Annotated in this window: 18 protein-coding genes and 3 tRNA genes; 3 read left to right on the top strand and 18 right to left on the bottom strand. The window is 62.9% G+C overall.

Going from position 1 to position 15,184, the window contains the following annotated elements; genetic code table 11:
- Nucleotides 1-55 precede the first annotated feature (55 nt).
- Nucleotides 56-1,153 carry a murein transglycosylase A gene (gene mltA / locus MKS11_RS02485; protein ID WP_002915579.1) on the bottom strand — a complete coding sequence of 366 codons (1,098 nt, stop codon included), beginning with the start codon at nucleotides 1,151-1,153 and terminating at the stop codon, nucleotides 56-58.
- A 210-nt stretch (nucleotides 1,154-1,363) separates the two neighbouring features.
- Here mltA and MKS11_RS02480 point away from each other — a divergent pair.
- From MKS11_RS02480 to MKS11_RS02470, 3 genes are all read left to right on the top strand, one after another.
- Nucleotides 1,364-1,440: transfer RNA gene (locus MKS11_RS02480), tRNA-Met, on the top strand.
- Between the two features lie 33 nt (nucleotides 1,441-1,473).
- Nucleotides 1,474-1,550, top strand: a tRNA-Met gene (locus MKS11_RS02475).
- A 32-nt stretch (nucleotides 1,551-1,582) separates the two neighbouring features.
- A tRNA-Met gene (locus tag MKS11_RS02470) sits at nucleotides 1,583-1,659 on the top strand.
- A gap of 95 nt (nucleotides 1,660-1,754) precedes the next feature.
- On the opposite strand, the gene cobT is transcribed toward MKS11_RS02470, so the two are convergent.
- The 17 genes from cobT to MKS11_RS02385 are packed head-to-tail and all read right to left on the bottom strand — an operon-like array spanning nucleotide 1,755 to nucleotide 15,180.
- Nucleotides 1,755-2,810 carry a nicotinate-nucleotide--dimethylbenzimidazole phosphoribosyltransferase gene (gene cobT / locus MKS11_RS02465; RefSeq protein ID WP_043520794.1) on the bottom strand — a complete coding sequence of 352 codons (1,056 nt, stop codon included), beginning with the start codon at nucleotides 2,808-2,810 and terminating at the stop codon, nucleotides 1,755-1,757.
- A 43-nt stretch (nucleotides 2,811-2,853) separates the two neighbouring features.
- The gene (gene cobU / locus MKS11_RS02460; protein ID WP_064187450.1) at nucleotides 2,854-3,399 is read right to left on the bottom strand and encodes a bifunctional adenosylcobinamide kinase/adenosylcobinamide-phosphate guanylyltransferase; all 546 of its coding nucleotides are present in this window, start codon (nucleotides 3,397-3,399) and stop codon (nucleotides 2,854-2,856) included.
- On the bottom strand, nucleotides 3,393-4,916 hold the full coding sequence (locus MKS11_RS02455; protein WP_064187449.1) for a cobyric acid synthase: 1,524 nt from the start codon (nucleotides 4,914-4,916) through the stop codon (nucleotides 3,393-3,395). Before MKS11_RS02455 ends, cobU begins: the two co-directional genes overlap by 7 nt.
- Nucleotides 4,913-5,737, bottom strand: coding sequence for an energy-coupling factor ABC transporter ATP-binding protein (locus MKS11_RS02450; protein WP_064187448.1), 825 nt, complete (start codon nucleotides 5,735-5,737; stop codon nucleotides 4,913-4,915). The genes MKS11_RS02455 and MKS11_RS02450 overlap by 4 nt, the downstream gene beginning before the upstream one ends.
- A gap of 8 nt (nucleotides 5,738-5,745) precedes the next feature.
- Nucleotides 5,746-6,423, bottom strand: coding sequence for an energy-coupling factor ABC transporter transmembrane protein (locus MKS11_RS02445; protein ID WP_064187447.1), 678 nt, complete (start codon nucleotides 6,421-6,423; stop codon nucleotides 5,746-5,748).
- On the bottom strand, nucleotides 6,410-6,691 hold the full coding sequence (locus MKS11_RS02440) for an energy-coupling factor ABC transporter substrate-binding protein (protein ID WP_004205507.1): 282 nt from the start codon (nucleotides 6,689-6,691) through the stop codon (nucleotides 6,410-6,412). Before MKS11_RS02440 ends, MKS11_RS02445 begins: the two co-directional genes overlap by 14 nt.
- 1 nt (nucleotide 6,692) lies before the next feature.
- Nucleotides 6,693-7,430, bottom strand: a complete 738-nt coding sequence (gene cbiM, locus MKS11_RS02435; RefSeq protein ID WP_004205506.1) for a cobalt ECF transporter S component CbiM — start codon at nucleotides 7,428-7,430, stop codon at nucleotides 6,693-6,695.
- Nucleotides 7,430-8,140, bottom strand: a complete 711-nt coding sequence (locus MKS11_RS02430) for a cobalt-factor II C(20)-methyltransferase (protein ID WP_087770891.1) — start codon at nucleotides 8,138-8,140, stop codon at nucleotides 7,430-7,432. The genes cbiM and MKS11_RS02430 overlap by 1 nt, the downstream gene beginning before the upstream one ends.
- Nucleotides 8,137-8,931 (bottom strand): sirohydrochlorin cobaltochelatase, encoded by a 795-nt coding sequence (gene cbiK, locus MKS11_RS02425; protein WP_087770892.1) that lies wholly within the window; start codon nucleotides 8,929-8,931, stop codon nucleotides 8,137-8,139. The genes MKS11_RS02430 and cbiK overlap by 4 nt, the downstream gene beginning before the upstream one ends.
- A 10-nt stretch (nucleotides 8,932-8,941) precedes the next feature.
- The gene (locus tag MKS11_RS02420) at nucleotides 8,942-9,727 is read right to left on the bottom strand and encodes a cobalt-precorrin-6A reductase (RefSeq protein WP_064795101.1); all 786 of its coding nucleotides are present in this window, start codon (nucleotides 9,725-9,727) and stop codon (nucleotides 8,942-8,944) included.
- The gene (locus MKS11_RS02415) at nucleotides 9,724-10,449 is read right to left on the bottom strand and encodes a precorrin-3B C(17)-methyltransferase (protein ID WP_064795100.1); all 726 of its coding nucleotides are present in this window, start codon (nucleotides 10,447-10,449) and stop codon (nucleotides 9,724-9,726) included. The genes MKS11_RS02420 and MKS11_RS02415 overlap by 4 nt, the downstream gene beginning before the upstream one ends.
- Nucleotides 10,449-11,504, bottom strand: coding sequence for a cobalt-precorrin 5A hydrolase (cbiG, locus tag MKS11_RS02410; RefSeq protein ID WP_087770893.1), 1,056 nt, complete (start codon nucleotides 11,502-11,504; stop codon nucleotides 10,449-10,451). Before cbiG ends, MKS11_RS02415 begins: the two co-directional genes overlap by 1 nt.
- Nucleotides 11,485-12,258, bottom strand: a complete 774-nt coding sequence (locus MKS11_RS02405; protein ID WP_004149602.1) for a cobalt-precorrin-4 methyltransferase — start codon at nucleotides 12,256-12,258, stop codon at nucleotides 11,485-11,487. The genes cbiG and MKS11_RS02405 overlap by 20 nt, the downstream gene beginning before the upstream one ends.
- Complete coding sequence (locus MKS11_RS02400) at nucleotides 12,251-12,820, bottom strand: decarboxylating cobalt-precorrin-6B (C(15))-methyltransferase (protein ID WP_023319048.1); 570 nt, start codon at nucleotides 12,818-12,820, stop codon at nucleotides 12,251-12,253. Before MKS11_RS02400 ends, MKS11_RS02405 begins: the two co-directional genes overlap by 8 nt.
- Complete coding sequence (locus MKS11_RS02395; protein WP_017899210.1) at nucleotides 12,810-13,415, bottom strand: cobalt-precorrin-7 (C(5))-methyltransferase; 606 nt, start codon at nucleotides 13,413-13,415, stop codon at nucleotides 12,810-12,812. The genes MKS11_RS02400 and MKS11_RS02395 overlap by 11 nt, the downstream gene beginning before the upstream one ends.
- Nucleotides 13,409-14,548, bottom strand: a complete 1,140-nt coding sequence (cbiD, locus tag MKS11_RS02390; RefSeq protein WP_048295501.1) for a cobalt-precorrin-5B (C(1))-methyltransferase CbiD — start codon at nucleotides 14,546-14,548, stop codon at nucleotides 13,409-13,411. Before cbiD ends, MKS11_RS02395 begins: the two co-directional genes overlap by 7 nt.
- Nucleotides 14,545-15,180, bottom strand: a complete 636-nt coding sequence (locus MKS11_RS02385) for a cobalt-precorrin-8 methylmutase (protein ID WP_004205491.1) — start codon at nucleotides 15,178-15,180, stop codon at nucleotides 14,545-14,547. Before MKS11_RS02385 ends, cbiD begins: the two co-directional genes overlap by 4 nt.
- Between the last annotated feature and the right edge of the window lie 4 nt (nucleotides 15,181-15,184).

Below are 15,184 nucleotides of genomic sequence, written 5' to 3'. Positions count from 1 at the left end.
GCCGCCGCAAACGGCGTCATCCGGGCGCCCTGGTCAACAGGCACGGCCAGGGGTGTTAGCCGCTAAAAACATTTCCCGCGCCTGGCGCGTTTTTCAGCACCCATACGCGGCCGTAGTGGTTATACCAGCCGGCACGGTGGCCAGCGTCAGGCCCAATGCCCTGATAGATGTCGAAATGCTGGCCTTTGATGGCCCCACCAACGTCGAGGGCGACCATCAGACGCAGTTCGTACTGGCCGTTAAACTTGCCGTTATTATCCAGCAGAGGTACCTCGGCCAGCAAGGTGGTTCCCGGCGGAATAATCGACCGGTCGGAGGCCACCGAGGCGCGGCCGATCAGCGGCACGGCGCTGGCGCCTTTCACCGGCGCGAAAGACTGTGGTTTAAAGAACACGAACGACGGGTTCTGCTCCAGCAGCTCGCGCACTTCCGCTTCGCTGTGCTTTTCACCCCACTCGCGGATCGCCTGCATCGACATATCTTCTTTCTTCACTTCCCCGCGGTCGATCAGCACTTTGCCGATGCTGCGATAGGGCCAGCCGTTTTTCCCGGCATAGCTAAAGAAGTTGAGCGGCGAACCGTCGCCAAAATCGATATAGCCGCTGCCCTGCACGTCCATGATGAAGTTATCCATCAGCGAATTGCTGTACGCCAGCACATAGTTGTCGCTCAGCGCGCCCGCATAAATGCTGGCGCGGGACGGCAGCTTGCCGCGCTTCGGCGGCATCCGGTAAATGGGGTACTGGAATTCGCCCTGACGGGTGTGGCGCGCCTGCACCACCGGCGTGTAGTAGCCGGTAAACTGGACGTTGCCATAGTTGTCGACGCCCTGCATCTGCCAGGCGTCGATGCCAAACTGGCGCAGCGTGCGGGTGTCGCCGCCGGCGCGCAGCCACTCCTGCAGCGCGTTATAGACGTTGCTCTGGCTGTTATAGAGGCGCGGAGAGGCGTTACGAATTTGATTAACCTGCTCGGAGAAGTCGCCGGCGTTGATCGGCGCCCCGACGGCATCCGGCTGGTTTACCAGTGAAAACGGCTGGGTGAACTTGCCATCGCTATATTGCTGACCGCGGTCGGTCGGTTTTGAGGAACAGGCGGCGAGCATAGCCAGCATTGCCCCCGTCGCTACGTATTTTGCCCAACGTCCTTTCATGGTGTCTCATCTTTTGCTGCGAAGCCTTAGTGCGTGTTGAAGATAACAAAGCGCCAGAGCTATTGAAATGCGCGATCTCATCGATGGCACAGATTTGTGTAAAAAAACACCACAACGTGGCGTTTTATAAGCCAATTCTTACAAAAATGTCGATTTGGTCGAAAAAAGGTTGCATCATCTCGCTAGCGGAGTATAGTGCGCTTCCACGGACGCGGGGTGGAGCAGCCTGGTAGCTCGTCGGGCTCATAACCCGAAGGTCGTCGGTTCAAATCCGGCCCCCGCAACCAATTAAAATTTGATGAAGTAAAGCAGTACGGTGACGCGGGGTGGAGCAGCCTGGTAGCTCGTCGGGCTCATAACCCGAAGGTCGTCGGTTCAAATCCGGCCCCCGCAACCAATCAAATTTGACAACGTGAAGCAGTACGGTGACGCGGGGTGGAGCAGCCTGGTAGCTCGTCGGGCTCATAACCCGAAGGTCGTCGGTTCAAATCCGGCCCCCGCAACCAACATCATAAACACCCTCAAGGGTGTTTTTTTGTTTCTGCCGCCGGCAAAACCTCTGCCGAAAACGGGAACGGCCATTGCCGCCCCCATCTCCTGCTTACCCCTTAGGTAACACAATATTGCTGGCCGCCAGCATGCCCATGCGATGGTACATCGCACAGGCCGCCTCGACGATCGGCATCGCCAGCGCCGCGCCGCTGCCTTCCCCCAGCCGCATACCCATATTGAGATACGGTTCGAGTCCGAGGTGCGCCAGCGCGATACGCGCCCCCTTCTCCGCCGAATAGTGGGACGGGATCAGATACGGTTTTACCGCCGGCGCTATCCGGCACGCCGCCAGCGCCGCCGCGTAAGAGAGAAAGCCATCCAGCACCACCGGCAGCCCGCAGGACGCCGCCCCCAGCATGACGCCGGTCATCCCCAGCAGATCAAATCCACCGACTTTGCTCAGCACGTCGAGGCCATCCTTCGGGTCGGGCTGATTAAGGGCGATAGCCCGCCGCACGACCTCCACCTTGTTGCCAACCTTCGCCAGCGGCAAATTGGCGCCAATCCCGACCACCTCCTGCGCATCGCTGCCGGTCAGGACGCTGACCATCGCCGCCGCCGGCGTGGTATTGGCCATCCCCAGTTCGCCGACGCCAAACAGAGTCACGCCCTCCTGCGCCAGCGCGCGGGTGTAGCGCATCACCTCCAGCAGCAGCTCCTGCCCCTGCTCGCGGCTCATGGCCGGGCCGCGGGCAATATTGCCGCAGCCCCGCGCCATCCGCATATTCACCACGCCGGGCAGCGGTTCGCTATCGATCCCGACATCAATCACGTGCACTTGCGCCCCGGCCTGGGCGGCGAGCACGCAGACGCCGGTGGTGCCGCGGGTCATATTGGCGGCCTGGATGGCCGTGACCGCCTTCGGCGAAATCGCCACCCCTTCGTCCCATACCCCATGGTCGGCGCACATCACCAGCAGAGCCTTTTTCGCCACCTGCGGCTGGCCGCCCAGGCCGGGCATTCCCGCCAGCTGCACCGCCAGCGCCTCCAGACGCCCGAGGCTGCCGGGGGGCTTGAGTAAGCCGTCGATGTGTTGCTGTGCCCGCGCCATGGCGTCGGCGTCCGGCGCGGGGATCGCCCGCAGTACCTCGTTTACGCTTTGCATACAGAATCCCTGCCAGGGCTGGCCCGGTCGGCCAGCGATTGAGTTATTTGATTTTGACGCCGATGCCGGAGACCACCAGCCAGACAGCATCCGCCGCGGCCGCCAGGCGCTGATTGACCCGCCCGGCGATATCACGAAAATGCCGCGCCAGGCGGTTCTCCGGCACAATGCTCATCCCCACCTCGTTGGTCACCAGCACGACGTGCGCCGGGCAGCGCTGACAGGCGGCAATCAGCACGCCAATTTCGTCATCAATAGCCCGCTCCATGGCGGCGTAATCCCAGCCGTCGGGGTCGCTGTCGCCGCCGAGCGCGAACAGCAGGTTGGTGACCATGGTGGTAATGCATTCCAGCAAAATCGCCTCCTCTGGGGCGATATCCGGGGTGATCAGTTCATCAAGCTGCTGCCAGCGCTCGGCGGTGCGCCAGTGGGCGGGCCTGCCGTCGCGATGATGCTGGATCCTTGCGGCCATCTCGTCGTCAAAGATTTGCGAGGTGGCGATATATAAAACCTGCGGCGCATCGGCAATCAGCGCCTCGGCATGGCGGCTTTTGCCGCTGCGCGCGCCGCCGGTCACTAAAGTCAGCATAGGGGCTCCTGATGTTGGCGCATGATGGCGTAAATTTGATCGATGGCGATATGTTCGCGCATGGCATCGGCCAGCTGGTCAAACTGGCGGGTTTTATAGCGGGCATACTCCAGGGCGCTGTCCAGCGGCGCCAGCCCTTTGCGCTGACGCAGGCCATTAACCAGCGCGCGGGTAAAGGCATCGTTGTCGAACAGGCCATGGAGATAGGTGCCGAACGCCAGGCCGTCGTCGCTGACCGCGCCGTCTGCCACTGACTGTCCCGCTTTATGCAGCTGCAGCAGCGGCGCGCAGCCTGCCTCACGGCGCGTCTCGCCCATATGAATTTCGTAGCCACTGACCCGCAGCCCCGCCGCGTCGGCTAACCAGTCCGGGAGGTTAGCCTCCAGGGTCGCCTGCACCTGAGTGGTGGTTTTGCGCTGGGCGAAGTGGGTCACGGTCTTCAGCACCCCCAGTCCGGGCTGGGTGCCAAGGCCAGACTCCACCTCATCGATAATGGTTTCGCCGAGCATCTGATAGCCGCCGCAGATCCCCAGCAGCGGCACCTTGCGCAGCCGGGCCTGCTCGACCGCGTGCGCCATGCCGCTTTCACGCAGCCAGCACAGATCGCCGAGGGTATTTTTACTGCCCGGGAGAATGACCAGGTCGGCGTCGGCCAGCGCCTGCGCGTCGCGGACATAGCGCACCCGGACGTCAGGCTGCGCCGCCAGGGCGTTAAAGTCGGTAAAATTGGCGATATGCGGCAGGTGAACGACGGCGATGTCGATATCGCGCCGGTCGGTGCGGTGGTATTTCCCGGCCTGCAGCGCGACGCCGTCCTCATCCTCAAGGTCAACTTCAAGCCACGGCATAACGCCCAGCACCGGCACGCCGGTCAACGCCTCGATCTGCTCGATCCCCGAGCGCAGGAGCGCCACATCGCCGCGGAATTTATTGATAATCACGCCTTTCACCCGCGCTCGCTCCTCGGGCTGCAGCAGCGCCAGCGTGCCGTAAATCGCGGCAAATACCCCGCCGCGGTCGATGTCGGCCACCAGGATCACCGGGCACTGCGCCATTTCGGCCATGCCCATATTGACGATATCGCGGTCGCGCAGGTTAATTTCCGCCGGGCTGCCGGCCCCTTCCAGCACCAGCGCCTCATACTCCCCGGCCAGGCTCTGGTAGACCGCGAGGATCTGCTCGCGCAGGCGTGGCTTGTACTGGTGATAGCTCACCGCGTCCATGCTGGTCGCCACCTCCCCCATCAGCACCACCTGCGCCTGACGGTCGCTGGTGGGCTTGAGCAAAATCGGATTCATGCGGACATCCGGGGCGATCCCGGCTGCTTCGGCCTGGAAAATCTGCGCCCGGCCCATCTCTTTGCCATCCGGCGTAATGCCGGAGTTCAGCGCCATATTCTGTGATTTAAACGGCGCGGTGCGCAGTCCATCCTGATAAAAAATGCGGCACAGTCCCGCCACCAGCACGCTTTTCCCGACGTCGGAAGCGGTGCCCTGTAACATAATCGCCAGCGTCATGACGCCTCCTTAATCGCGCCTATCGCATCGTTGCGCATCCGCTGAAAAAACTCCGCTTCGGTTTTACACAGCGGCAGCCCCAGTTCGCTATGAAGTTTCACCAGCCACGGCTGGGTCAATCCCGCCCGGGCCATGGTCTCCGCGCAGGCAAACACCTCGCCGGGATCCCCCTCGGCCAGTACTTCGCCGTGCCGCAGAACGTAAACGGCGTCGCTCACCTCATAGATCAGATCGATATCGTGGCTGGAGATCGCCACGTGGTTGCCGCGATCGGCAATGCGCTTGATGATGTCGATCATCTGCGCGCGCCCGCGGGGATCGAGGCCCGCGGTGGGCTCGTCAAGCAGCAGGTAGCGCGCCTGCAGCACCAGCGCCCCGGCGATCGCCACCCGTTTTTTCTGCCCATGACTGAGGCACTGGATCGGCTGCTGGCGAAATCCCTGGGCATCGACGAGGGTCAGCGCCTCGTCCACCCGGCGGGCGATCTCCTCTTCCGCCACCCCGAGGTTACGCAGACTAAAAGCGATATCGCTGTCGATATCGGTATAGAAGATTTGCTGGTCCGGATCCTGAAACACCGTCGCCACCTGCTGGCGCAGCGCCAGCAGGCCGCGCTTGCTGTAGTCCAGCGGTTTTCCCTGCCATAGCACCGCCCCGCTCTGCGGGCGCAGCAGGCCGCTCAGGTTCATAAACAGCGTCGACTTTCCGCAGCCGTTGGCCCCCACCAGGCCGGTCACCGCATGGCGGGAAAAATCCAGCGTCAGCCCTTTAAGCACCGGCTCATCCTGATAGCGAAACCAGAGATCGGTTGTGGCAAGCATACTTATCCTTAGAGGTGAAAATCACCCTGGTACAATTTGATATCCAGCGCCGAGCTCATCTGTTGATAGCGCAGGAGGACGCGGGTGAACAGCAGTCCCACCAGCATCGCCAGCGAGCGATAGCCCTGCGGCACGCTACCATAGCCAAAACGCAGGGTTTGCGCGCGGTGAATCGCCATCGCCTCGTCCAACAGAATAAAAATGAAGCGCCAGGTCAGCAGGATCTGCTCCGTCAGCAGTCGCGGTACACGACCGCGCTTGAGTAAAATAATCAACTGCGGGAAAGGCAGATTGAGCACCAGCCAGAGCGTCGCCGCCATCGCCGCCAGGCTGCGCCAGAAAGTCTCCCCGGCCACGGCCAGCCCCTGGGCGGAAATCCCTATCGAGAAAGCGCCCAGCCGAAAGCTCGCTAACAGCATCTGCGGGTCGCGGCTGACGCTGAACAGAATGGTCAGCACGCCGACCAGCAAAAAGCCAAAGGGCAGCGCCATCCAGCGGCACCAGCGCAAGAATGAGACCCGTAGCAGCCAGCAGGTCAGCGCGGCGGTTAGCGCCAGCGTCAGCGCCTGGCCCCATGCCGGAAGCGTAAAGGCCAGCGCCATCAGCAGCAGCCAGAGCAGAAACTTCCGCTCTGGCGCCACCTGCAGCCAGCGGCTCTGGTAGCTGAGTCGGTCAAACCCGGTCATCACGGCGCTGTCTGCCCCTCGCATATCCGAGAATGTAAAAAATCACCGCCGCGCCCAGCGAGCCCTGCAGGGTAAACAGCAGGCTCTCAATCTCTCCGCTCGCCGGTTCATATAGCGGCTGGAACCAGGGTTGATAATCCGGCGCCACCGCCTGGATCTGGCTCTCCGCTTCGCCGTCCGAGCCGCCAAACTCGCCGCCGTGGTTAATAAAAAATGGCAGGATCATCAGGGCGACCACCATCGCCAACAGGATCAGGGTCTTTTTCATATTAATGTCCCTCCGCGGCGATCAGTCGCCGTTTGGTTAGCTGATCGTAGATCATCACGGTGAGCAACCCTTCCGCGATGGCGATGGGGATCTGCGTCAGGCAGAAGATGCCCATAAACTTGGCGATCGATCCACCAGCGCCGGTTGCCGGATCGGGAAAGGCCACCCCGAGCTGGACGGAGGTGACAAAGTAGGTCATCAGATCCGCCAGCATGGCGCAGAGAAAGACCCCGACATCGCGACGGATCCCCGCCCGACAGGCCAGCTTCCACACCAGATAGCCGACCATCGGACCGATCACCGCCATCGACATCCCGTTGGCGCCAAGGGTGGTCAGGCCGCCATGCGCCAGCAGCAGCGCCTGGAACAGCAGAACGATCGCCCCCAGCACCGCCACTACGCCCGGCCCGAAGAGGATCACCGCCAGACCAACGCCGGTGGGATGCGAGCAGCTGCCGGTCACCGACGGGATCTTCAGCGCCGAAAGAACAAAAATAAACGCCCCGCAGAGAGCCAGCAGCACCTTCTGATTGCTCTCTTCCTGGACGATACGCCGCAGGCGCACCAGGCCGTACCACAGGCAGGGTAAAAACAGCAGCCACCACGCCAGCGCCCACATCGGCGGCAAAAAGCCCTCCATGATATGCATGGCGAACGCCTCCTGTGGGACGATGATCAGCAGAACAGCAGCCGCCAGCCCCCCATACGAAAGCTGCTTCAGCGATTGCACCTGATTCATTACGCCTCCTCCCACTGTTTGTTAACCAGGATGGTCGAGAAATAGGGCAGCGGCTGGTCATCGCTGACCTCGCGCAGGCTGCGCCAGCACTGCTCACCCGGCAGGGTGGCCTCTGACATCATCAGCGCCGCATCCAGCAGCCCCGCCTGCGCCAGCAGCGCCTTAATGCGGGCGAAGCGGCCGTAGACTTTCATCAGAACCAGACTGTCATGCTGGCGCAGCGCCGCGGCAATGTCCGCCTCCGGCGCGGTGCAGGAGATCACCGCCAGCGACTGCTGCTCCATGGCCAGCGGGGTTTTCGCCCGCGCAGCGATGGCGGCGAAGGAGGTAACGCCAGGGACAATCTCCAGCCAGTCCGGGCAGCCAATCCGCTGCAGCAGAAAGACCCAGGTGCTGAACAGCATGGCATCGCCGAGGGTGATAAATCCGACCTGCCTGCCCGCCGCCACTTCCTGGGCCAGCGCCGCGGCGACATCGTTCCACACCGCCTCTTTTTCCGCGCTGTCGGCGCTCATCGGAAAATAGCAGCAGCGGACCTCCGTGTGTGCGCCAAGGTACTCGCGCACGATGGAGAGGGCCAGGCTGTCGCCGCCTTTGCGACCGGCTGGCGCATACAGCACATCCAGCTGGCCGAGGATCCGCGCCGCACGCACAGTGATCAGATCGGCCGCCCCCGGCCCGGTGCTCAGGGCGTACAGTTTGCCGCTCATGCTGCTTTCTCCATCGCGTTATTCAGCGCCTGCTGCAGATGGGCGACGAACATCGCCCGCACCGCCGGATTTTCCCCTAACCCGCTCAGCCACGGCGTTGCCGTGATACCGGCGGCGTTGAACAGCGTTTTCCAGGAGTCCTCTTCGTCCGAGGCCATATCGTTAATGGCGTGGTCGCCGGCCACCAGCATCAGCGGCATCAGGTGCACGCCGGTCACGCCCTGGCGAGCGAGTTCGTTAATCACGATGTCCACTTCGGGATAGCTTTCCACCGCCCCCACCCGCGCCGGAAAACCCTGCACCGCCATCATATGATCCAGACAGGCGTAGGCCGCGAAGGCGTGGTGGCTGGCGCCATGCCCCATAAATACCACTCGTTCCGTCGCCGCCAGCGGCGGCATCTGCTGGCGCAGGGCCTGCATTAGCTGCACGTAATCGCCATGACCGCTCAACAGCGGCGCGCCCAGCGTCAGACGCTGAAAGCGCGGGCGCATGCTCTGCACTTCGCGAACGATCTTCTCGTACTCGTCGCCGTTGATAATGTGCAGGGACTGGATCGCCACATCCTGGTACCCCTGCTCGGCCAGCTTTTGCAGGGCCTGCAGCGAGGTATCGATATGGATGCCGTCGCGCTGCTGCAGTTTGCGAATAATCATCCCCGAGGTGAAGGCGCGAAACAGCGTGCGGTCCGGGCAGCTGGCGGCCAGATCGCGCTCGCAGGCGGCGATGTTCTTCTCGCGGGTGTCGTGATAGCTGGTGCCAAAGCTCACCACCAGAAGTGCTTTTTTCATATCCTGTTCCTCAAGTCGCCGACAGCCAGCGCGTCAGCCGCGCAGCGAAATCGGCCTGGCTTTGCAGTAATTCATCGCCCGTCACCAGCGGCGCCGGACGGGTAATGACGATGCAGGGGATCCCCGCATCGAGACAGGGTTGTACTTTTTCCTGATAGCCCCCTTCCGCCCCCGAGGCTTTCGTCACCACGACGTCGGCCCGGCACTGGCGATAAAAGGCGGCGTTAAATTCAGCGCTGAACGGCCCGCAGAGGGCAAAGATCTCCCCCACGCCAAATCCCAGTTCGCTGCAGTGCTGAACTACCTCCGGCACCGGCAGCACCCGGGCAAGCAGCGTTTTCTCCGCCAGCCCCGCCCGCCAGGCCGCCAGATCTTTGCTGCCGGTGGTCAGCAGGATCCGCTCGCCGAGGCGATGGGCTACCGCGCAGGCCTCGTTCAGATCGCCGACGACGTGAAGAAGCGGATGGCGCAGATCGCTCAGCTGCTCCGGCCTTTGATAGCGGCTGAGCAAGACTCCGACGCTGGCGCAGGCGCGTACAATATTCTTGCTAACCACCTCGGCGTAGGGGTGAGAGGCATCGATCACCCAGCGGGTGCGTTGCGCCTTCAGCCACTCCGCCATCTGCTGCCACTCCATGCGCCCGCAGCGTATCTGGCCACGGATAGCGCCGGCCAGCTGCTCGCCGGTGGAGGTCGCCACCGACAGGGTGTAGCGCACGCCGGCGGCGTCCAGCTGCTGGCAGATCGCCCGCGCATCGCTGGTGCCCCCGATAACCAGCACGTCGCCGTGGTTCACAGCGCGTAGCCTCGCGGGGTAATCATCAGACCGTTATCGATGTATGTCGCTTTGTTGCCGACGATCACCAGGCTGGTCATATCCACCGGGGCGAAATCCATCTCCCCGAGGGTGGTCAGCCATTTCTCCTGCTTTTTACGCCCGGCGGATTTGACCACGCCAACCGGCGTATCCGCGCTTTTGCTGGCCGCCAGCAGCGCAAAGGCGCGCGCCAGATGCCCTTCGCGGCCGCGGCTGCGGGGGTTGTAAAAACAGATAACGAAGTCCGCTTCCCCGGCGGCGACAATGCGTTTTTCAATCACCGACCACGGCGTCAGCAGATCGCTGAGGCTGATATGGCAGAAATCATGCATCAGCGGCGCGCCGAGCAGCGAGGCGGCGGCGATACTGGCCGTCATCCCCGGGATCAGGCGGACCTCAATGTCCAGCCGCTGCTTATTAACCAGCTCCAGCACCAACCCCGCCATGCCGTAGATGCCGGCATCGCCGCTGCTGATCAGCGCCACGTTATGCCCGGCCTGCGCCAGCTCAATCGCCGCCTGGCAGCGCTCAATCTCTTTGCACATCCCGGTTTTGATCACCTGCTTGTCACCGGTAAAGGCTTTTACCAGGTGGGTGTAGGTCTTGTAGCCCACCACAATCTCCGCCACCTGCAGGGCCTCCACGGCTTCCATGGTCATCATCGCCTGCGAGCCAGGGCCAATTCCGATTACGCTTAACATCAGTGTGAAACTCCCAAAGTAATAGTGACGCCCTGCTCGCGCAGGGTTTCGCCGGACAGGTTCCCCTGACTCAGCAGCCAGGCCACCGGGCCGGAGACGCTGCCGACGCCGACCGTCTCCCGGACAAAAGACGAGGCCGGAAAGCGGTGCTCGTGCTCGCGCAGCGCCTCGGCGCTGAAGGTTTCGAACGGCACCTGGCAGCGATGAGCCAGCTGGCGGAGCCCCGGCTCGTTTGCCTTCAGGCTCACGCTGCCGATCGCTTTCAACGCCAGTGGGTCAAGGCGCTGGGCAGCAAGCTGTCGCTCCAGCAGCGTACTGAGCAGCGCGCAGGGGGTGTCGCGCCGGCAGCCGATCCCCGCCACCACCCGCTGGGGCACCAGCTTCCAGTGAGGTATCGGCAGCGGCGGCAGCGATCGGCGCACGGTGATGCAGATCAGCGCGTCGAGCGACGGCAAGCGCGTAAGGTCCCTCACCGAAATAAAGCCGCGCTGGTCGCAGCGGCTTAGCGCCTCGGTAAATTCAGCGTCGCACCACAGTCCCACCCGCTTACCACTCACCAGCATCTGATTGACGGTTTTCACCGTCGCGCGAAAATCGGTCATCCGGGCGTTCAGCTCAACAGCCAGTGTGTCGAGGGCGGCCAACTCGTTGACGTCGGTTGCGGTGGTGATCACCGGGTCGGCGCCGAGCATCCCGGCGAGATAGCGGGTCAGGGCATTCGCCCCCCCGGCATGGCCGGAGAGCAGGCTGATGACGTGCCGGGCGTGCTCATCAATCACCACCACCGCCGGGTCGCTGAGCTTGTCATTCACCAGCGGCGCCAGCACCCGCACGGCAATCCCGGTGGCGCCGATAAAAATCAGCGCCGAAAAGCTGCTGAACGCCTCGCGGGCAGCGCTGGCAAAGCCGCCGTTGAAGGGGATAAACCCCTCCTCCTGCAGCGCCTCGCTGGTGTAGCAGGTGAGCGGCAGCATCGCCGCCAGCCTTTTTGCCAGCCGCACGCCGCCGGGCGTCAGGCAAAACAGGGCAATGGATTCAGGCTTTACGGTATTCATGGCTAAAATCCGCTGCGTACAGTTTGGAGTAGTGATACTCATCGCCGAGGAAGGGACCGACGAGGATCAGCGCCGTTTTGCGGATCCCGGCGTCGCGTACCTTATCGCCGATATCCGCAAGGGTTCCGCGGACGGTCTGGCTTTCCGGCCAGGTGGCCTTATAGATCACCGCGACCGGGGTGGTCGCCGGGTAGCCGCCCTCCACCAGCCGCTCCGCCACCCGGTGAATACGCTGCACCGACAGGTAAATCGCCATCGAGGTCTGGTGGCTGGCAAAGGCCTCCAGCTGTTCGCGCGCAGGAACCGGCGTGCGCCCTTCCAGACGGGTAATAATCAGACTTTGCGATACCTCGGGCACCGTATATTCCACCCCCAGCTCCGCCGCCGCGCCGAGGAAGGCGCTGACGCCCGGCACCACCTGCCAGCGGATCCCGCGGCGGGTCAGCTCTTCGCCCTGCTCACGCACCGAGCCGTACAGCGAGACGTCCCCCGTCTGCAGGCGCACCACCGTTTTTCCCGCCTTCACGCCCGCTTCCATCAGATCGAGGATCTGCTCCAGATGCAGCGCGGCGCTGTCGTGACACTCCGCCTGTGGCGGACAGTAGGCCAGCAGCTCGGTGTTGATCAGCGACCCGGCGTAGATCACCACCTGCGCCTGCTGCAGCAGACGGTAGCCTTTGAGAGTAATCAGTTCGCGATCGCCAGGACCGGCGCCGACGAACCACACGCAATGGGGATCAAAAGTCTCAGCCATGGTTTCCTTCCTTCTGACAGGCGATGACAAAAACGGGATTATGGGGTTTGAAGTAGTGGCCGCTGCCCAGCGTGGTCAGCGATGAGACGTTCAGCTGCAGGCAATCAATCTGTGTAATCCCCCGCTGCTGCAGATAGTCGAGAGCCGCATTCAGGTTCTCCTGCAGGATAAAAGTCATCACCAGACGGCCACCGGGATAGAGCTGCTGCCACGACCAGTCAATGAGCTCGTCGAGGCGGCCGCCGCTGCCGCCCATAAAAATGGCGTCGGCGCGTTCGGTCATCACCATCGGCGCTTCGCCGGGCAGGATCTCAATATTGCCGCAGGCGAAATGCTGGCGGTTTTCGTCCAGCAGCCGGAGAGCCGCGGGGTTGCGTTCGATGGCGGTTACCTGCAAAGAGGGATACTGCAGCGCCGCCTCAATCGACACGCTGCCGGTACCGGCGCCGATATCAATCAAGTGGCTTGCCCGGTGTAGCTCAAGTTTGGCCAGCGCCAGCGCGCGAACCGCCTCTTTGGTCATCGGCACCTTCTCGCCGCGCAGAAAAAGCTCATCTTTCATCGAGGATCACCACCGCGTTCATCTCATATTCGGCATCGACCTCACTGACCGGTAGCCAGTGGATCCGCTCGTTATCCATCGCCAGATTTTCGCCAATCACCATCCAGCGATACCCTTTACCCCGCGCCGCCAGCTGGGCGGCGATTTCCCGCGGCCCGCAGCGCCCGTCGGTCACCATCGCCACCTTGCGCTGGCGCGCCAGCTCATCAAAACAGACGTCCCGTCCGTGGCTGCTGGTCAGCCAGATATCGTTCATATCGATACCGGCCTTCGCGCAGAGATACTGCACCGCGCTGATGCCGGGGATAATGCGCACGCGCTCGATGCCAAAGTGGGCGATCAGCCGCGTGCCGATGCCGTAAAAGAGTGGGTCGCCTGAGGCCAGCACCACCACCTTCTGCGCTGCGCGTTCGCCGAGCCAGACCAGCAGTTCGGCAATATTGGCGCCCAGCGCAAACCGTTCGCCGCGAAATCCGGGGAACTGCTCTAAATGCCGCTTACCGCCTACCAGCGCATCCGCGCTGGCGACCGCATCTTGCGCCGCCGGCGTCATCAGATGCAGGCCTGACGGCCCCATGCCAACCACCGTTAACATGACATCTCCCGCGCAATCTCGGCGATCGGCCGATTGCTGCCGAGGACCTTGTTATCAAAGGAGAACATGATGGCGTCGCAGACGGGCGGCGCTTTGGTAAAGCGCAGCATCTGCATCACCCGCAGACAGATGCGTTCAGCAAGATGGTTATAGATAGGCTGAAAACCGTACGCGTCGATGTGCTCCATCGCCGCTTCGGTGGTATCGCATTCGCTCACCAGCTGCAGCAGCGCCAGCGGTGCCCCCTGCAGCGCCAGATGCGCGACCAGCGTTTCCATGCGCGCATCGGCGATATGGCTGTGGGTATGGAAGATCCCGGCGGCGACTTTAATCAACTTGCCGGGATGGCCAATCAGCACGATCTGACGGAACCCGAGGCGCACGGCCTCTTCAATCATGTAGCCGACGAAGTTGCTCATGGTGACCACCACCTGCGAGTCGATGCCCATCTGCTCGCGTACGAAGCGCTCGCCGTGGTTCCCCGGCACCAGCACCACGCGCTCCAGTCCGGCGGCGCGTTTGATCTCCAGCTCGAGGGAGAGCGAGCGCTTCCAGCTCTCTTCCGACATCGGGGTGACGATCCCGGTGGTGCCGATAATCGAAATCCCGCCGAGGATCCCCAGCCGCGCGTTATAGGTTTTTTGCGCCCGCACCTCGCCCTCCGGGGCGAAAATCTCTACCGTCGCCCCGCGCGACGGGCCAATCGCCTCGCGCACCGCCGACTCGATGGTGTGCCGCGGGGTGCGGTTAATCGCCGGGCTGCCTATGGGCAGGCCGATCCCTTTGCGGGTGACTGTGCCGATACCTTCGCCGCCGCGCAGGGTTATCTCGCCGGAGTCGTCGAGCGTCACGCGGGCGAAAATCAGCATCCCGTGGGTGGCGTCAACGTCATCGCCGCCGTCTTTACGGATGGCGGCGATCGCCTGCTGCCCTTCGACGTGCGGCGATTCGACGTTAAGACACAGCGTGACGCCGGAAGGGGTGACAATGGAGACCTGATGAATGAGGTGCTGGCGCATCACCATCAGCGCCGCCACCTTTGCCGCCGCCGTGGCGCACGAGCCGGTGGTGTAGCCCTTGCGCAGCGCTTTGCCGTGATGCCACACCGGGTCGTCAAAGGCCTGATCGCTCATTGCGCCTCCCGCAGGTGGTACAGCAGGGCGTTCACAATTGCTGCCGCCACGTTGCTTCCCCCTTTGCGGCCGAGCGCAGCGATAGCCGGCAGGCCGCTCTCGCTGAGCGCCGCTTTCGACTCCGCGGCGCCGACGAACCCGACCGGCACCCCCACCACGCCGCCGATGGCCGTTTCGCGGTGTTCCAGCAGGCGAAACAACGCAGTTGGCGCATTGCCAAAGACAAACACTTTCTCCCCGGGCTCCTGCACCGCAATATCCACCGCCGCCATCGAGCGGGTCATCCCCCGGCTTTGCGCCTCGCGCACCACCCGCGGGTCGCTGATATAGCAGCGGCATTCGCCGCCAAAGCGGGCTAACAGGGTTTTGTTGATCCCGGACAGCGCCATGGTGGTATCGGTATACAGGGTGCAGGGCCGGCTCAGCGCCTCGCTCAGAGCGATCAGGGCATCCGGAGAAAACCACAGAATATCCAGCCACTCGAAGTCAGCGGTGGTGTGGATCACCCGCTTGATAATCGCCTCGTGCAGCGGGCTGGCGAAACGGTAGTCCGGTCGCGTTTCGGCGATGATCTCGCTGATAATGTCGAAGCTTTTCGCCTCAATCGCCTGCGGTTGTTGTATGTACTGCATCAGG

The organism is Klebsiella sp. K5-45 (assembly GCF_030128605.1).
Classification (GTDB): Bacteria; Pseudomonadota; Gammaproteobacteria; order Enterobacterales; family Enterobacteriaceae; genus Klebsiella; species Klebsiella quasipneumoniae.
This window is presented reverse-complemented; position numbering and strand designations above follow the sequence as displayed.